We start from the raw sequence: 15355 nt of genomic DNA on the forward strand, positions 1-15355 counted from the left end.
AACGCTATGCCCGTGTTCTCCATTTTGGCTTTGATCGCTTATTCGCTCAGCCTGGGCTTGATTGTCCCAAGCTTGGTGCAAAAAAATAGTGCTTACCGGCGGTTAGCGCTGATTTCTGCCGTCGTAGCGCTAGTGTGCCACGCTATTGCGCTGAAGCATCAGATATTTGACGTTGGTGGTGGCCAAAACCTCACTTTATTGAATATCGGCTCTATCGTCGGGCTGATGATCTGTACAATTATGACTATCGTCGCCTCACAGGGGCGAGGCTGGTTCCTACTGCCTATCGTCTATAGTTTTGCCATGATCAATCTGGCCCTTGCCAGCTTGCTGCCCGGCGAATTTATTACCCATTTAGAAGCCAGCCCGGCAATATTCGTTCACATTGGGCTGGCGCTTTTTGCTTACGCGACACTGATCATCGCGGCACTCTATGCGCTACAGCTAGCTTGGCTCGACTATCAGCTAAAGAATAAGAAAGTGACCTTTAATGCCGATATGCCGCCATTAATGAGCATTGAGCGCAAAATGTTCCATATCACTCAAATTGGCGTGGTATTGCTCACACTGACCCTGTGCACTGGTTTGCTTTATATGGACAATATATTTAGCAAAGAAAATGTCCATAAAGCGGTGTTATCGATCATGGCCTGGTTTGTCTATATTGTCTTATTGTGGGGCCATTACCATGAAGGCTGGCGCGGGCGCAGAGTGATTTGGTTCAGTTTTGCTGGCGCATTTCTGCTTACACTGGCTTATTTTGGTAGCCGGCTGGTTCAGGAAATCATGGTTCCTTAGTCATTCCTCAGCCATTCGCACATGGCCCTGTTGAACTAACAGGGTCCTTATCGCAATAAGGAATACTGCGTTGGATCATGTATCAACTAGCACGCTGATCATTATTCTGGTCATTATGATCGTGGTTTCGGCTTATTTTTCAGCTTCCGAAACCGGTATGATGACACTTAATCGCTATCGTCTACGCCATTTGTCCAAGCAAGGAAATCGCGCCGCACGCCGGGTTGAGAAGCTGCTACGTCGCCCCGACCGATTAATAAGTTTGGTCCTGATTGGCAATAATCTGGTGAATATTCTGGCTTCAGCACTTGCGACTATCGTCGGTATCCGGTTATACGGAAATGCAGGGGTCGCCATTGCAACTGGGGTGCTTACCTTTGTGGTGCTGATTTTTGCTGAAGTGATGCCGAAAACTATCGCGGCCCTTTATCCTGAACGTGTTGCGTTCCCCAGTAGTGTGTTGCTGGCTCCTTTGCAGAAAATCATGCTACCTCTGGTATGGTTGCTCAATACTATCACTCGTGGGTTGATGCGCATGTGCGGTATACGTGGGAATGTGCACCGCAGTGATGCAGTCAGCAAAGATGAATTGCGCAGTATTGTGAATGAATCCCAATCACAAATTTCCCGCCGTAATCAAGATATGTTGATATCCGTGCTGGATCTGGAAAAGGTCACGGTCGACGATATCATGGTGCCGCGCAATGAGGTGGTAGGCATTGATATCAATGATGATTGGAAGTCAATCATGCGCCAGCTCACCCACTCTCCCCATGGTCGTATCGTGTTGTATCGCCAGTCATTAGATGATGCTATTGGCATGTTGCGGGTGCGGGAAGCCTATCGACTCATGACTGAAAAGAGAGAGTTTAATAAAGAGAATCTGCTACGTGCAGCCGATGAAATCTACTTTATCCCCGAGGGAACACCGCTGAATGTGCAACTAGTGAAATTCCAGCGGAATAAAGAGAAAGTCGGGATGATTGTCGATGAATATGGCGATATCCAAGGGTTGGTGACGGTTGAAGATATTTTGGAAGAGATTGTTGGCGACTTCACCACCTCAATGTCCCCTACGCTCGCCGAAGAGGTCAATCCGCAAAGTGATGGTTCAGTACTAATTGATGGCAGCGCCAGTGTCCGTGAACTCAACAAAGCCTTTAATTGGTCACTACCGGTCGATGCCCGCACGATTAATGGCATGCTACTGGAAGCACTGGAAGAGATTCCGCAGGTAGATGCTCAAGTCCGTGTCGGTCATTATTTGATTGATGTGCTGGATGTGCAAGAAAATATGATTAAGCGGGTACGTGTGAAGCCGATCATAGCTCAGGATCATTCATCGCTATAAAGAACTGTTGAAAACGTGCAGCGCAGATGACCCAGTAAAAAATAGAAAAGACGCCTTTTTAGCGTCTTTTGAGGTTATTGACAAAGTGCCGATTGCGGAGAGAACAGGTAGAACGTAAAGACGCCGTAAATCCCTCCCTGGAGGCCCGAGCCGCGCCATCGGGTTTGTCAGTAGTCTGAAAAACAAATAGATAGAATCTGCACGCTAGATATGCAACTCAGTCAGTTTCTCTTTCGGCAATGCCAGCTCTTCGTTGTGGTTGATACGTACACCACGGTCAATAATGCCTTTGGCAATTTCCTGTGCTTCTTCCAACGAGTGCATATGATAAGTCCCGCACTGGTATTCATTCAGCTCAGGAATTTTCCGTTGATCAGTGACCTTCAACACATCGGCCATTGCCGCTTGCCAGGCATCGGCTACTCGTTGCTCATCAGGCGTACCAATTAGACTCATATAGAAACCAGTACGGCATCCCATAGGGGAGATATCGATGATTTCAACACCGTTACCATTGAGGTGGTTACGCATGAAACCCGCAAACAGGTGTTCTAACGTATGAATCCCGCGCTCTGGCATCACTTCTTTGTTCGGCACACAGAAGCGTAAATCAAATACAGTTATCTCGTCGCCATGAGGGGTTTTCATCGTCTTAGCAACACGTACTGCCGGGGCTTTCATAATGGTATGATCTACAGTAAAGCTATCCAGTAATGGCATTTAGTTACCTCCTCATAAAAAAAGTCATTTTTATTCGATCTTTTTTCGCAACCTGTGAAACTTTTTTCTATCCCACGCGTCTTAATATGTGAAAGACGCGCATTTGTTATCATCATCCCTGTTTTACCAGAGATGTTAATTTGGCCACAGAAGTTATGTGGCCTTTTCTTTTTACTGCCCGCCGTGAAGCAACAAGTACTCTTCAAAGCTTAGCTTATCTTTGAGTTCCAGCTCACGTTGGCGCTGCCATGACGCCTCGCCCTCTGCGGCCAACTGCTCTTCTGTCAGCAACTCCAATGGCTCACTTTGCAGCATTGTCCTGTAGCGCTCAGCTAACTCAAGACCGACACCACCAATACCACCTTCTTTCATCGCTTGCAAAATACGCGCGGAGAATGTCAGGCTCGGGTCATCAAACGAGGCGACTAATTCGTCACAAACCTGTTGATACTCCGTGCTCTCTTTGCCATCTAATACTTCTGCAACGCGGCGTAAGTCTGCAAACAGATCTTTGCCCACCTTCTCTAGCGGCTCACGGGTATCGTTACATCCCATACCGATGGTTTGCCCAGGTTTACGCCCTTCCAAAATGACCCGATTCCAGTTCTTACGGGTACACAGCAATTCGTCACTGCTCATTTCAGGCGCATCCGCCAGCACACACCAAATCAGGAACAGATCGAGGAAACGCGCCTGAACCGCATCAACACCAATTGGTGAGAATGGGTTAATGTCCAGCGAACGCACTTCGATATATTCAATACCGCCACGCAATAAAGCATCAGAAGGTGATTCACCGGCACGGGTAACCCGTTTAGGTCGGATCGGCGCATAGAGCTCATTTTCAATCTGCAACACATTGGTATTCAGTTGCAGGTGACGATCACCCTCTTTAAGCCCCAGAGCCGCATACTCTTCTGATGGCGTTTGAATCGCCCGCTTCAGCCCAGCAACATAGGTGTTTAGATCATTAAACGTAATGCCCAAGTTGCTTTGCGATTTATTGGTATACCCCAGATCACTCAAGCGCAATGAGGTGGCATAAGGTAAATAGCACATCCCTTTATCGTTGCGTTCAAATGGCAATGCGGTCTCACGCCCTTGCAGGAATGATGAGCAAATCGCCGGAGATGCCCCAAACAGGTAAGGAATAACCCAACCAAAGCGATAGTAGTTGCGAATCAGGCGGAAATAGCCCGCTGAAATCTCTTCTTTACCACTTTTTTCATCGGTGACACCTGCCCATGCCTGCCAGAACTCCAGCGGCAAAGAGAAGTTATAGTGCACACCTGAAATAGTTTGCATCAACGCACCATAACGGTTTTTTAAGCCCTCACGGTAAAGTGTTTTGAAGCGACCAATATTAGAAGAGCCATATTTAGCCAGTTCAATATCCTGCTCAGCCCCGATAAAGCAAGGCATGCTGAGTGGCCACATGCGCTCGTCACCCAATTTACGTGCGGTATAACGGTGGATATCACGTAAAAACGTCAGTAGATGGTCAATATCACCATCTACTGGCGTAATGAACTCCAGCAATGCCTCAGCAAAATCAGTGGTAATCCATTGATGTGTTAGTGCTGCACCCAATGATTCTGGATGACCCGTCGAGGCTAATTGGCCATCGGCAGTCACTCTCAATGTTTCCCGCTCGATACCGCGACGGATCCCTTTCAGGGCTTTAGGGTGCGCTTCCAACCAAGTCAGCGCGTGTGATACATCCGGGATCAAATCGACCTCCCGCTCTTGAAAACCATAACTCGTCAGCATACTGAAACTGCATAGATGTGACTACGTAAGTTTGTCACACGTTTTACTGCCACCAGGCAACTCCTTGCAGCGTAATCACCGTTAACACGATATAACGCAATGCTTTTCCCAGACACAGAAAAAAAGCGACAAGACCCCAGGGCATACGCAACCAGCCTGCCAACACACACATCAAATCGCCCACTATCGGTAGCCAGCTCAACAACAAAGCTGCCGGGCCAAAACGTTGAAGCCAGCCGAGTGCTGTACTCATCCCACGCTGTGGCTTTAACTCCGGTAATAAACGCCCTATAACAACATTTGTTAGCCCCCCCAAAGTATTTCCGACGGTGGCAGACAACACCAGCATCATGGCGGGCGCACTGCCTGCCATTAATAGGGTGACTAACAGAATTTCAGAATTTCCGGGTAAGAGCGTCGCGCTGAGAAAACTACTCCCAAACAATGAAGCTATGGCTAGCGTACTACTCACAGTAGACGCACATCAACTATTGCCATATTCGCCCTTTTCGCGGCCTCGACACCAAAGTCTGCATCTTCAAAGACCACGCATTGATCTGCACGCACGCCGAGTAACTCTGCACAACGCAAGAATGTCTCAGGCTCTGGTTTATGTTTGGCGACATCATCAGCACCAACAATTACATCGAAATAGCCTCGTAGGCCCAGATGCCGTAAAAGCATCTCAGCCATAGCGTGCTCGCTTCCAGTGCCGACAGCCATAGGTTTACGCCCATGGTAGGCTTTAACCACCTCTATGAGCGGCAGAGGCTTCACATTATCCAGCAGCATCGTTTTCACCAGCGCGGTTTTCTCCGCAGCCAGTAAATGAGGATCCAGATCCGATTGGTGATTAGCGATGATTACGCGGGCAATTTGCCAGGTAGGCGAACCATTCAAAGCGACCATGGCTTGCTCGTCAAAATGCATCCCGTAAGGTGTGAGCACCTGACGCCATGCCTGACGATGGGTGGACTCTGTGTCCAGGATGGTGCCATCCATATCAAAGATCAGGCCATCATAATGATCGTACATCGTGACCCCACGACCAGGCAGAAAATGAAAAGCTACTTTATCGCAAACTAACTAAATTGTCGCTGACTGTATAATTACATGAATTTAATAAAGAAAAAGTAGTTTCCATCAAGATAAGCTCGCATTTACCATCAGGGAAACAGGTGAGTTTGGCCGTTAAAGTAAGAGAGGAGAGTTAAAAGATTTCAAGCGGTTGAATGGCGCAAAGCCAAAAAGCAGAAAACCCCGCCATAGCGAGGTTTCTTAATATGGTGCACCCAGGAAGATGACTCGGCTTCGCCTCGCCCTGCGGGCCGTTGCTAAAGCAACGTTGTCTCGCTACGCTCGGCTCGAACTTCCGACCGCTCGCTTCTTTGGTTATCCGAAGCTCAAAAGCAGAAAACCCCGCCATAGCGAGGTTTCTTAATATGGTGCACCCAGGAAGATGACTCGGCTTTGCCTCGCCCTGCGGGCCGTTGCTAAAGCAACGTTGTCTCGCTACGCTCGGCTCGAACTTCCGACCGCTCGCTTCTGTGGTTATCCGAAGCTCAAAAGCAGAAAACCCCGCCATAGCGAGGTTTCTTAATATGGTGCACCCAGGAAGATTCGAACTTCCGACCGCTCGGTTCGTAGCCGAGTACTCTATCCAGCTGAGCTATGGGTGCGATTTTGTATTTCTAATTTTACGGAGGCGTTTCAACAAGTGAAACTTAACAACAAGATGTATGACCTAGAAGATGGTGCACCCAGGAAGATTCGAACTTCCGACCGCTCGGTTCGTAGCCGAGTACTCTATCCAGCTGAGCTATGGGTGCAATTAATTCTTTGACACTACCTGATGTTCATTTGACTATTTCACCATACTGCAAAATATGGTGCACCCAGGAAGATTCGAACTTCCGACCGCTCGGTTCGTAGCCGAGTACTCTATCCAGCTGAGCTATGGGTGCATAGTAAATGGCGGTGAGGGAGGGATTCGAACCCTCGATACAGCTTTTGACCGTATACTCCCTTAGCAGGGGAGCGCCTTCAGCCTCTCGGCCACCTCACCATACGCTTCTTTCGAATTGTGCCTAACTTGCTTTTGAAGAAGCTCATCGGCACTGCGTGGCGCACATATTACTTTCCCGCACTTATAAGTCAAACAATTTTTCCCAACTCACGTTCATTTGCACAATTCACACGCAACATGACTAGTTTGACGTCGAAAAGAGTGTTTTATCAACAGGCAAGATAGTGCTTATTGATACGCAATTTGCATCGGGACAAAAAAGAAATTATTCCGATAGCTCGTTAAATAGGCCGAAAACAGGGGTGAGGACTGAGGAGAAAACGCAAAAAGGAAATAAGGTGGCATAACAAGGGGGAATAAACAGCAGTAGCGCCTCGTTTGACACGAGACGCTGCTTCAAAATCAGTAAGTCGTCGGTTGAGACTTTTCTGCTTGGATGCGCTGGTAGATTTCTTCACGGTGAACAGAAACCTCTTTCGGAGCATTTACACCAATTCGAACCTGGTTGCCTTTAACTCCTAATACAGTAACCGTAACCTCATCGCCAATCATGAGTGTTTCACCAACTCGACGAGTCAGAATAAGCATTCTTTGCTCCTTGAAAAATTAAAAGAGTCGGGTCTCTCAGTTTCCCCGCCATTATCCATCATACACCGTGAAAACGTAAGCCATCACATTCACATAAAATGTAAGTAGCTTGGTCGAGTCTTTAACTAATACCTAAAACAAGTTTAGCTGAAGCAAACAACTTTGCGTTTAACTTTGTTATCGAACTATGACAGGAAAATTGAAAAACGCCATATCCAACACAGAGATATGGCGTATTGATTTAATAGATATTACTTGTTTATAGCCGGGATGCTACCCATGCCTCTACGCTTGCTAATGCCGATGGCAATGCCTGCACATCAGTACCGCCTGCTTGAGCCATATCAGGGCGTCCGCCGCCTTTACCGCCTACCTGTTGGGCAATATCAGCGATTAGCTCACCCGCTTTTACTTTGCCCGTAAGATCTTTGGTTACGCCAACAATCAGGCTGACCTTATCATCTGCTGTCGTTGCCAGCACAATAATAGCCGAACCCAGTTGATTCTTAAGATCATCAACCATGGTACGCAGCATCTTTGGCTCTACATTGTCCAACTGGCTAACTAAAAGTTTCACGCCATTGACCAGTTTTGCACTGGATGACAAAGAGGCACTCTCCTGGGCTGCCTGCTGATCTTTTAGCTGCTGGAGTTCACGTTCAAGCATTTTACTGCGATCGAGCACCGCACGAACTTTATCTGCCAGATTATGGGTATCAGCCTTCACCAGATGAGCAACATCCTGAAGCAAGTCACTTTGCTGATGCAACAGCGCTATTGCGCCCTCGCCTGTCACAGCTTCAATACGGCGAATACCCGCAGCAGTGCCTGACTCTGACAATATGCGGAACAAGCCAATATCACCAGTACGACTAGCGTGGATACCACCACAGAGTTCGGTTGAGAAATCACCCATGCTCAAAACGCGCACTTGGTCATCATATTTCTCGCCAAACAGAGCCATGGCACCTTTTTCTTTCGCTGCATCCAGTTCCATCACTTCAGTCTGGATTGGTAAGTTACGGCGAATCTGCTCGTTAACTAAATCTTCTACTAAGCGAATTTGCTCTGGCTTCATTGCTTCAAAATGCGAGAAATCGAAACGCAGATATTTATCATTCACCAAGGAGCCTTTCTGCGCCACATGCTCGCCCAACGTTTTACGCAATGCAGCATGCAGTAAATGAGTTGCAGAGTGGTTCAGACGAATACGGTCACGTCGTGTGGCATCAACCTGAGCATCAATACTGTGGTTAACCCGTAACGTGCCATGAGTTAATTTCCCCAGATGCCCGATAGCCTGACCATATTTCTGAGTATCAGCGACAACAAAAGTTGCTGTCGCATTTTTCAGCTCACCGGTATCACCAACCTGCCCGCCAGATTCACCGTAGAATGGCGTTTGATTCAGTACGACAACTGCTTCTTCACCTGCATGAATTTCATCAACGGCCTGGCCATTACGGAATAGCGCGGTAACCGTTGCTTGCTGATGAACATGGTCATAACCAGAGAATTGGCTCGCACTATCAACACGGATCAGGCTGTTATAGTCTGCACCAAAGCCACTGGATTCACGAGCACGGCGGCGCTGAGCTTCCATTGCTTGCTCAAAACCAGCTTCATCTACTTTAAGATTGCGCTCACGGCAAACATCCGCGGTTAAATCAACCGGGAAGCCGTAGGTGTCATACAAACGGAAGGCGGTTTCCCCGTCGAGAGTGTCACCAGTCAGTTTGTTGAGCTCCTCATCCAGCAGTGCTAAACCGCGCTCTAATGTCCGTGCAAACTGCTCTTCTTCGGTTTTCAGAACTTGCTCAACCATGGCCTGTTGTTGTTTCAATTCATCAGCGGCGGAGCCCATTACGGCGATCAGCGGAGCAACCAATTTATAGAAGAAGGTATCTTTAGCACCCAACATATTGCCATGACGAATTGCACGGCGAATGATACGGCGTAAAACATAGCCACGGTTTTCATTTGATGGAATCACACCATCAGAGATAAGGAAGGCACAAGAGCGGATATGGTCAGCAATAACACGTAGTGACTTACTTGAAAAATCAGTAGCGCCGGTGACATCTGCCACCGCAGTAATCAAATCGCGGAACAGGTCAATCTCGTAGTTAGAGTTAACGTGCTGCAATACCGCTGCAATACGCTCAAGCCCCATACCGGTATCAACTGACGGCTTAGGCAGTGGCAACATTGTGCCATCAGACTGTCGGTTAAACTGCATGAAGACGATATTCCAGATCTCAATATAGCGGTCGCCGTCTTCTTCTGCCGAGCCTGGAGGCCCCCCCCAGATATGATCACCATGATCAAAGAAAATCTCTGTGCACGGGCCACAAGGGCCGGTATCACCCATTTGCCAGAAGTTATCTGAGGCAAAGGCACCGCCTTTATTATCACCAATACGGATGATACGTTCATGAGGAATACCAACGTCGTTAGCCCAGATCTCATAGGCTTCGTCGTCAGTCTCATAAACAGTTACCCAAAGCTTTTCTTTCGGTAAATTGAACCACTGTTCGCCGGTTAATAGTTCCCATGCGAAGCTGATAGCGTCATGTTTGAAGTAATCACCAAAGCTGAAGTTACCCAACATTTCAAAGAAGGTATGATGACGTGCGGTGTAGCCTACATTTTCAAGGTCATTATGCTTACCACCCGCCCGCACGCAGCGCTGAGAGGTCGTCGCACGGGAATAAGCCCGCTTATCTAAACCTAAGAATACGTCCTTAAACTGGTTCATCCCGGCATTGGTAAACAGCAGCGTAGGGTCGTTATTAGGGACCAAAGAGCTGCTTGATACAACCTGATGTCCCTTGCTATGGAAGAAATCGAGAAACGCTTGGCGAATCTCAGCGGTGCTCTTACTCATAATTGTCCCGGAAACAAGCTAAAAGAATAGTCCGTGAGCATATCGCATACCTATAACTGGTAACACACTGGGTAAGCTCACGAGCAAAAAGTGGGAATAAGATAAATTTTCTTCGAGGGGAAGTAAAATCCCGTGTGCATTCATTCGGAAAAATCATTGTAAATCGACTGAATTTCTTCTTGGAAGAAGCCACGATAGAGGAGATAACGCTGAACTTTGGCCTTTTCCTTCCATTCAACAGGCAAAATTTCACTAAATTTACGCTGTGCAATCTCTTTTGCGAGGATACACCAGTCGATTTCACTGATTTCGAATGCCGCTTGAATTATCTCTTTATCGACACCTTTTTGCATCAATTCTGAGCGGATACGTTGTGCACCATATCCTTTGCGACTGCGGCTATTTATATAGCTGGTAGCAAACCGAGAATCGTCCAGCCAATCATGTTGGTAGCAATACTCAATTACCTGATCGATAACTTTTGGATCGATATCGTCAGTGATTTTGTCACACTCACTATTAGTGCGTTTTCCCCAATTTCCTTTGGCTGAAAATGGCTGTGCCGCAAGTTTCCGACGCAATTCAGATTCGCTATGATCACGTTGGGAGAGCAGTCTCATGGCGCGACTTAGCAGGTCATTCATATATCCTTCTTACTTGAAGTGACAACTGTGTTAGCAGCTCTCGCTCACTCGAATTACTGACTGATGTCTGCTCATCGGGATTCATTCTCGCGTGTGCCGCATCTCCAATAACGTTGGGTATGGGTATAAGTGGAGGACTGTATACCAACCGCTATCTATTAAAATGGCCCACTCTCAGGGCCATTTGCTAACTAATTAACGTGCTAACACTATTGACGGTTAAACCTACGAATTAAAACTCTTCGCTGGTTTCATCAGTTTCATCGGCAACGGTTGCGGTGACTACAGGTTGTTCACCATTGCCGCCATTGAGCAGCATTTCACGCAGTTTTTTATCCAACTCAGCAGCAACGGCTGGGTTTTCTTTTAAGTAGTTGCTGGCATTCGCTTTACCCTGACCAATCTTGTCACCGTTATAGCTATACCATGCGCCAGCTTTCTCGATCAGTTTGTGTTTAACACCCAAATCAACCAGTTCGCCGTTAATGTTGATGCCTTCGCCGTACAGAATCTGGAACTCAGCTTGCTTAAATGGCGCGGCAATTTTGTTTTTCACGACTTTAACGCGAGTCTCGCTACCAACAACCACGTCACCATCTTTTACTGCACCAATACGGCGGATATCCAAACGTACAGACGCGTAAAATTTAAGCGCATTACCACCGGTGGTGGTTTCAGGGTTACCGAACATCACGCCGATTTTCATACGAATCTGGTTAATGAAGATCAGTAAGGTATTGGCGTTTTTCAGGTTACCAGCCAGTTTACGCATGGCCTGGCTCATCATACGAGCCGCGAGGCCCATATGAGAGTCACCAATTTCGCCTTCAATTTCGGCTTTTGGTGTCAATGCTGCCACGGAGTCAACAATGATTACGTCAACAGCACCGGAGCGGGTTAACGCGTCACAGATTTCCAGCGCTTGTTCGCCCGTATCTGGCTGAGAACACAGCAAGTTATCAATATCTACGCCTAATTTCTTGGCATAAATTGGATCAAGCGCATGCTCTGCATCGATAAATGCGCAGGTCTTGCCTTCACGCTGTGCGGCGGCAATAACCTGTAATGTTAGTGTTGTTTTACCTGATGATTCAGGGCCATAAATCTCAACAATACGCCCCATTGGCAGGCCACCAGCCCCCAATGCGATATCAAGAGAAAGTGAACCGGTAGAGATGGTTTCAACATCCATTGAGCGGTCTTCGCCAAGACGCATGATAGAGCCTTTGCCGAACTGTTTTTCAATTTGGCCCAGTGCTGCTGCTAACGCCTTTTGTTTATTCTCATCAATAGCCATTTTTACTCCCTCTCTGGTATGCCGGGGTTACCCCTACCATCACCACTGAATGTTGTTTTGTACAGGAAATTAACGCTAATTATACTGTACAATCATACAGTATCAAGCCTATTTTTACAGAAAATCATCGAATAGTGTTTGTAGTGCGAAAACAGCCGCTTGCAGCCTCACGGTGTCACGGTCACCGGAGAAAAGCTGCTTGTACGCCACGACTCGCCCTTCGCGCGCCGCAAAAGCGAACCACACAGTTCCAACCGGCTTATCCGCACTACCACCATCGGGCCCTGCAATACCGCTGATAGCGACCGCAAAGTCGGCGTTGGCCGCGCTCAGTGCCCCAAGCGCCATCTCTCGCACCACGGCCTCACTTACCGCACCATAATTTGCCAATGTGGTTTCGTCGACACCCAGTAAATCATGTTTTGCCGCATTGCTGTATGTCACGAAACCACGGTCAAAGTACGCGGAACTGCCTGCGATATCTGTCAGTGCTTTGGCAACCCAGCCACCAGTACAGGATTCAGCACAAGTCACCCAGGCAGCACGCGCTTTCAATTTATTACCGACCGCAATACTGAGCTGACGTAATTGTTTCTCGCTCATTGTTGCCCCCACAGTCATTAACTCTTCGCCGCCGATAGTAGCACTTCTTTGGCTCGAATCGACAACAGCTGTCAGTTATGCGAAACAGTTCGCAGGGTGAAATGAAAAAAAGCACTTTCCCGTACAAAGCTTTACCTCAGAGACTCAGCTGTTAGTATCGAAACAAAGAGATTCAGTTGGCGGCATCTGTGGTGCCGGTCATTTTTCCGGGATGATGAACAAAGGACGTGACAGTGAAAAAAATTCTTAACGCCTTCTTCCCGCTTTATAGCGCAACCGTTTTGATGTTACTTGGCTCTGGTTTACTGACCACCTATATCTCGCTGCGTTTGACCGCCATCCATGTATCAGGGGCATTAATTGGGGCAATCATTGCTGCCAACTATATTGGTTTGGTTATCGGCGGCAAGGTCGGTCACTTCCTGATTGCCCGCGTAGGGCATATTCGCGCTTATGTGGCTTGTGCCGGTATTATCACCGCCGCCGTGTTAAGTCATGGACTGACTGAATACATCCCCGCCTGGGTGGTTTTGCGCTTGATTATCGGCCTCTGCATGATGTGCCAGTTCATGGTTCTGGAAAGTTGGCTGAATGATCAGGCAGAGTCTAATCAGCGCGGCACTGTGTTTGGTTTTTATATGGCTGCGACCTATGCCGGTATGGCGCTAGGTCAAGTGGTGCTAATGTTCCAACCTGAGCTAGGTTTGAGCACCCTAATGATTATCGCGCTATTTTTTGCCCTCTGCCTGGTCCCTGTAGCACTAACCACACGCAGTAACGCCCAGCAGATGTCTCCGGCCCCTATGGAGCTAAAATTCTTTATCCACTCGATCCCCAAGATACTGGCATCAACCTTGGTCATTGGCATGATTGTCGGTTCGTTTTATGGGTTAGCGCCGGTCTATGCCAGCCTGCAATCGCTATCAACGCAACAGACCGGGCTGTTTATGGCACTCTCTATTTTTGCCGGTTTAGTGGCACAACTGCCACTCAGTTGGTTGTCAGATCGCTATAACCGTACGCTATTGATCAGAATTAACGCATTATTACTGGCATTAACGGCCCTACCTCTGGCATTGGTACCCCATATTTCGTTCCATTTATTACTAAGTCTGGGCTTTATCGTCAGTATGTTGCAGTTTACCCTTTATCCACTAGTGGTTGCGTTAGCAAATGATCTGATTGCCCCCGAGCGACGAGTGTCACTGGCTGCCTGTTTACTGATGTCATTCGGTGTTGGTGCCAGTATCGGGCCACTTGCCGTGGGTGCGCTGATTGCGCCACTGGGTGGCAATATTCTGTATGCGTTCTTCTCGCTCTGTGGTCTGGGTTTGATAGCACTCAGCAGAACCGTTAAGCAGGATCAAGACGAATTCGTTAATGATGCACCGCTGCCACATATGGCGATACCCGATAGTCTGGTGAGTTCGCCGCTATCTCCTGCGTTAAACCCCAGTTTTGATGAGCAGATGATTCACGACATCATGCCACCGCCCGATCAACCCGAAGTCGCCACTGCGCATAAAGAGCAGGAACCTGAACCATAATGCGGATAACGGTAATCACCACTATCCACTATTGGTCGGTGTAGAGCCTTAATGGCTATAAATACAAAAAAACGTGAGAATTCGGTACTGCTTGTTATTTATTCGGCTTTGAATAAAAATACCAACTCAGGTATTTAGCGGGATGGAACCATGTCGAGACAAGATGAACAACGGTTGTTGGTGAAAATAGCCACGCTGTATTACACCGAGGGCATGAAGCAATCTGAGATTGCTGACAGCCTGCATTTGTCTCAGTCATTCGTGTCCCGTGCGATAACCCGTTGCGTCAAGGAGGGGGTGGTTAAAATCAGCGTTATCCAGCCCGCCAATATGTTTATTGGTATCGAATCACAGATTCAAAAACACTATGGTATCGACCAGGCCATAGTGGTTGACGTTGCAGATGACGCCAATCCAGCCCAGTTAAAGCAGGCTATCGGCTCTGCTGCTGCTCACTATATGCAAACCAGTATTCGCCCAAATGATATGGTCGGTATCTCCTCATGGAGCAGCACTATCCGCGCGATGGTGGACAATCTCCATCCGCTGAACATCAAAACCAGCGGTGTTATTCAGCTGTTGGGTGGGGTCGGCCCCAACGGCAACGTGCAGGCCACATTGTTAACCCAAGCTTTGGCAAATATTTTGAATTGTCCGGCCTACTTGTTGCCAGCACAGAGTATTGAGCGATCCACTGAAGATCGTGCCCGTTTGATATCCAGCGGCGAAGTCGCCGACGTAGTGAATAAATTTGCTGAAGTTGATTTGGCATTAGTGGGGATTGGTGATTTGGAGCCATCGCAATTATTGAAAAACTCCGGCAACTATTACCATGAAGAGATGCTGAAGTTGCTGGCGGAACGTGGTGCCGTAGGCGATCTGTGTCTGCACTATTTTGATGCCGCCGGAAACGCCGTACTCAGTGATGAAGAAGATCCGGTAATTGGCATGTCACTGCCACAATTACGTGCTTGCCCACGGGTAGTGGCACTGGCGGGTGGCGTCGGAAAAAGTGCCGCTATTCGTGGTGCACTGACCGGTAACTATATTGATGTCTTGATTACTGACCGTTTAACCGCTGAGAGACTCCTGTAATGACCTCAATAGCCGCACCCTCTCGGGTG

General features: G+C 47.9%; 13 protein-coding genes, 4 tRNA genes and 2 other RNA genes. 4 read left to right on the top strand and 15 right to left on the bottom strand.

The features are described from left to right. Nucleotides 1-6: 6 nt before the first annotated feature. Together FFE93_RS16725 and FFE93_RS16730 are read left to right on the top strand one after the other, a co-directional pair. Nucleotides 7-798, top strand: a complete 792-nt coding sequence (locus FFE93_RS16725) for an inner membrane protein YpjD (protein ID WP_005278430.1) — start codon at nt 7-9, stop codon at nt 796-798. Between the two features lie 70 nt (nt 799-868). Next, nucleotides 869-2149: an HlyC/CorC family transporter gene (locus tag FFE93_RS16730; RefSeq protein ID WP_138775610.1), complete on the top strand. Its 1281-nt coding sequence runs from the start codon at nt 869-871 to the stop codon at nt 2147-2149. Nucleotides 2150-2353: 204 nt separating this feature from the next. Here the strand turns inward: FFE93_RS16730 and luxS are convergent, their stop codons facing one another. From luxS to pncC, 15 genes are all read right to left on the bottom strand, one after another. Further along, nucleotides 2354-2869 (bottom strand): S-ribosylhomocysteine lyase, encoded by a 516-nt coding sequence (gene luxS / locus FFE93_RS16735; RefSeq protein WP_005278434.1) that lies wholly within the window; start codon nt 2867-2869, stop codon nt 2354-2356. 171 nt (nt 2870-3040) lie between these two features. Continuing rightward, on the bottom strand, nt 3041-4639 hold the full coding sequence (gshA, locus tag FFE93_RS16740; protein ID WP_172678500.1) for a glutamate--cysteine ligase: 1599 nt from the start codon (nt 4637-4639) through the stop codon (nt 3041-3043). 43 nt (nt 4640-4682) lie between these two features. Further along, nucleotides 4683-5111: a YqaA family protein gene (locus tag FFE93_RS16745; protein ID WP_032898735.1), complete on the bottom strand. Its 429-nt coding sequence runs from the start codon at nt 5109-5111 to the stop codon at nt 4683-4685. Further along, nucleotides 5108-5674, bottom strand: a complete 567-nt coding sequence (gene yqaB, locus FFE93_RS16750) for a fructose-1-phosphate/6-phosphogluconate phosphatase (RefSeq protein ID WP_054872254.1) — start codon at nt 5672-5674, stop codon at nt 5108-5110. The genes FFE93_RS16745 and yqaB overlap by 4 nt, the downstream gene beginning before the upstream one ends. 249 nt (nt 5675-5923) lie before the next feature. Continuing rightward, nucleotides 5924-6043, bottom strand: a non-coding RNA gene (locus FFE93_RS16755) — RtT sRNA. 39 nt (nt 6044-6082) lie between these two features. After that, nucleotides 6083-6201, bottom strand: a non-coding RNA gene (locus FFE93_RS16760) — RtT sRNA. 40 nt (nt 6202-6241) lie between these two features. Then, nucleotides 6242-6318, bottom strand: a tRNA-Arg gene (locus FFE93_RS16765). Nucleotides 6319-6391: 73 nt separating this feature from the next. Further along, nucleotides 6392-6468 (bottom strand) — tRNA-Arg (locus FFE93_RS16770). A 58-nt stretch (nt 6469-6526) separates the two neighbouring features. Further along, a tRNA-Arg gene (locus FFE93_RS16775) sits at nt 6527-6603 on the bottom strand. Between the two features lie 8 nt (nt 6604-6611). Continuing rightward, nucleotides 6612-6704 (bottom strand) — tRNA-Ser (locus FFE93_RS16780). Between the two features lie 363 nt (nt 6705-7067). Then, nucleotides 7068-7253, bottom strand: coding sequence for a carbon storage regulator CsrA (gene csrA / locus FFE93_RS16785; protein ID WP_002209449.1), 186 nt, complete (start codon nt 7251-7253; stop codon nt 7068-7070). Between the two features lie 259 nt (nt 7254-7512). After that, entirely contained in the window at nt 7513-10140 is a 2628-nt protein-coding gene (alaS, locus tag FFE93_RS16790) for an alanine--tRNA ligase (protein ID WP_005273981.1), read from the bottom strand. A 140-nt stretch (nt 10141-10280) separates the two neighbouring features. Then, the gene (gene recX, locus FFE93_RS16795) at nt 10281-10784 is read right to left on the bottom strand and encodes a recombination regulator RecX (RefSeq protein WP_005273983.1); all 504 of its coding nucleotides are present in this window, start codon (nt 10782-10784) and stop codon (nt 10281-10283) included. Nucleotides 10785-11016: 232 nt separating this feature from the next. Further along, nucleotides 11017-12081 carry a recombinase RecA gene (gene recA / locus FFE93_RS16800; protein WP_005273986.1) on the bottom strand — a complete coding sequence of 355 codons (1065 nt, stop codon included), beginning with the start codon at nt 12079-12081 and terminating at the stop codon, nt 11017-11019. A gap of 114 nt (nt 12082-12195) precedes the next feature. Next, entirely contained in the window at nt 12196-12684 is a 489-nt protein-coding gene (pncC, locus tag FFE93_RS16805) for a nicotinamide-nucleotide amidase (protein ID WP_032897756.1), read from the bottom strand. A 233-nt stretch (nt 12685-12917) separates the two neighbouring features. Between pncC and FFE93_RS16810 the strand changes: the two genes are divergently transcribed. Both FFE93_RS16810 and FFE93_RS16815 read left to right on the top strand, forming a co-directional pair. Beyond that, nucleotides 12918-14231 carry an MFS transporter gene (locus FFE93_RS16810; RefSeq protein WP_032897758.1) on the top strand — a complete coding sequence of 438 codons (1314 nt, stop codon included), beginning with the start codon at nt 12918-12920 and terminating at the stop codon, nt 14229-14231. Between the two features lie 150 nt (nt 14232-14381). Further along, nucleotides 14382-15326: a sugar-binding transcriptional regulator gene (locus FFE93_RS16815; RefSeq protein ID WP_054872251.1), complete on the top strand. Its 945-nt coding sequence runs from the start codon at nt 14382-14384 to the stop codon at nt 15324-15326. Nucleotides 15327-15355: the final 29 nt, after the last annotated feature.

This window comes from Yersinia sp. KBS0713, from assembly GCF_005937895.2.
GTDB classification, from domain to species: domain Bacteria; phylum Pseudomonadota; class Gammaproteobacteria; order Enterobacterales; family Enterobacteriaceae; genus Yersinia; species Yersinia bercovieri.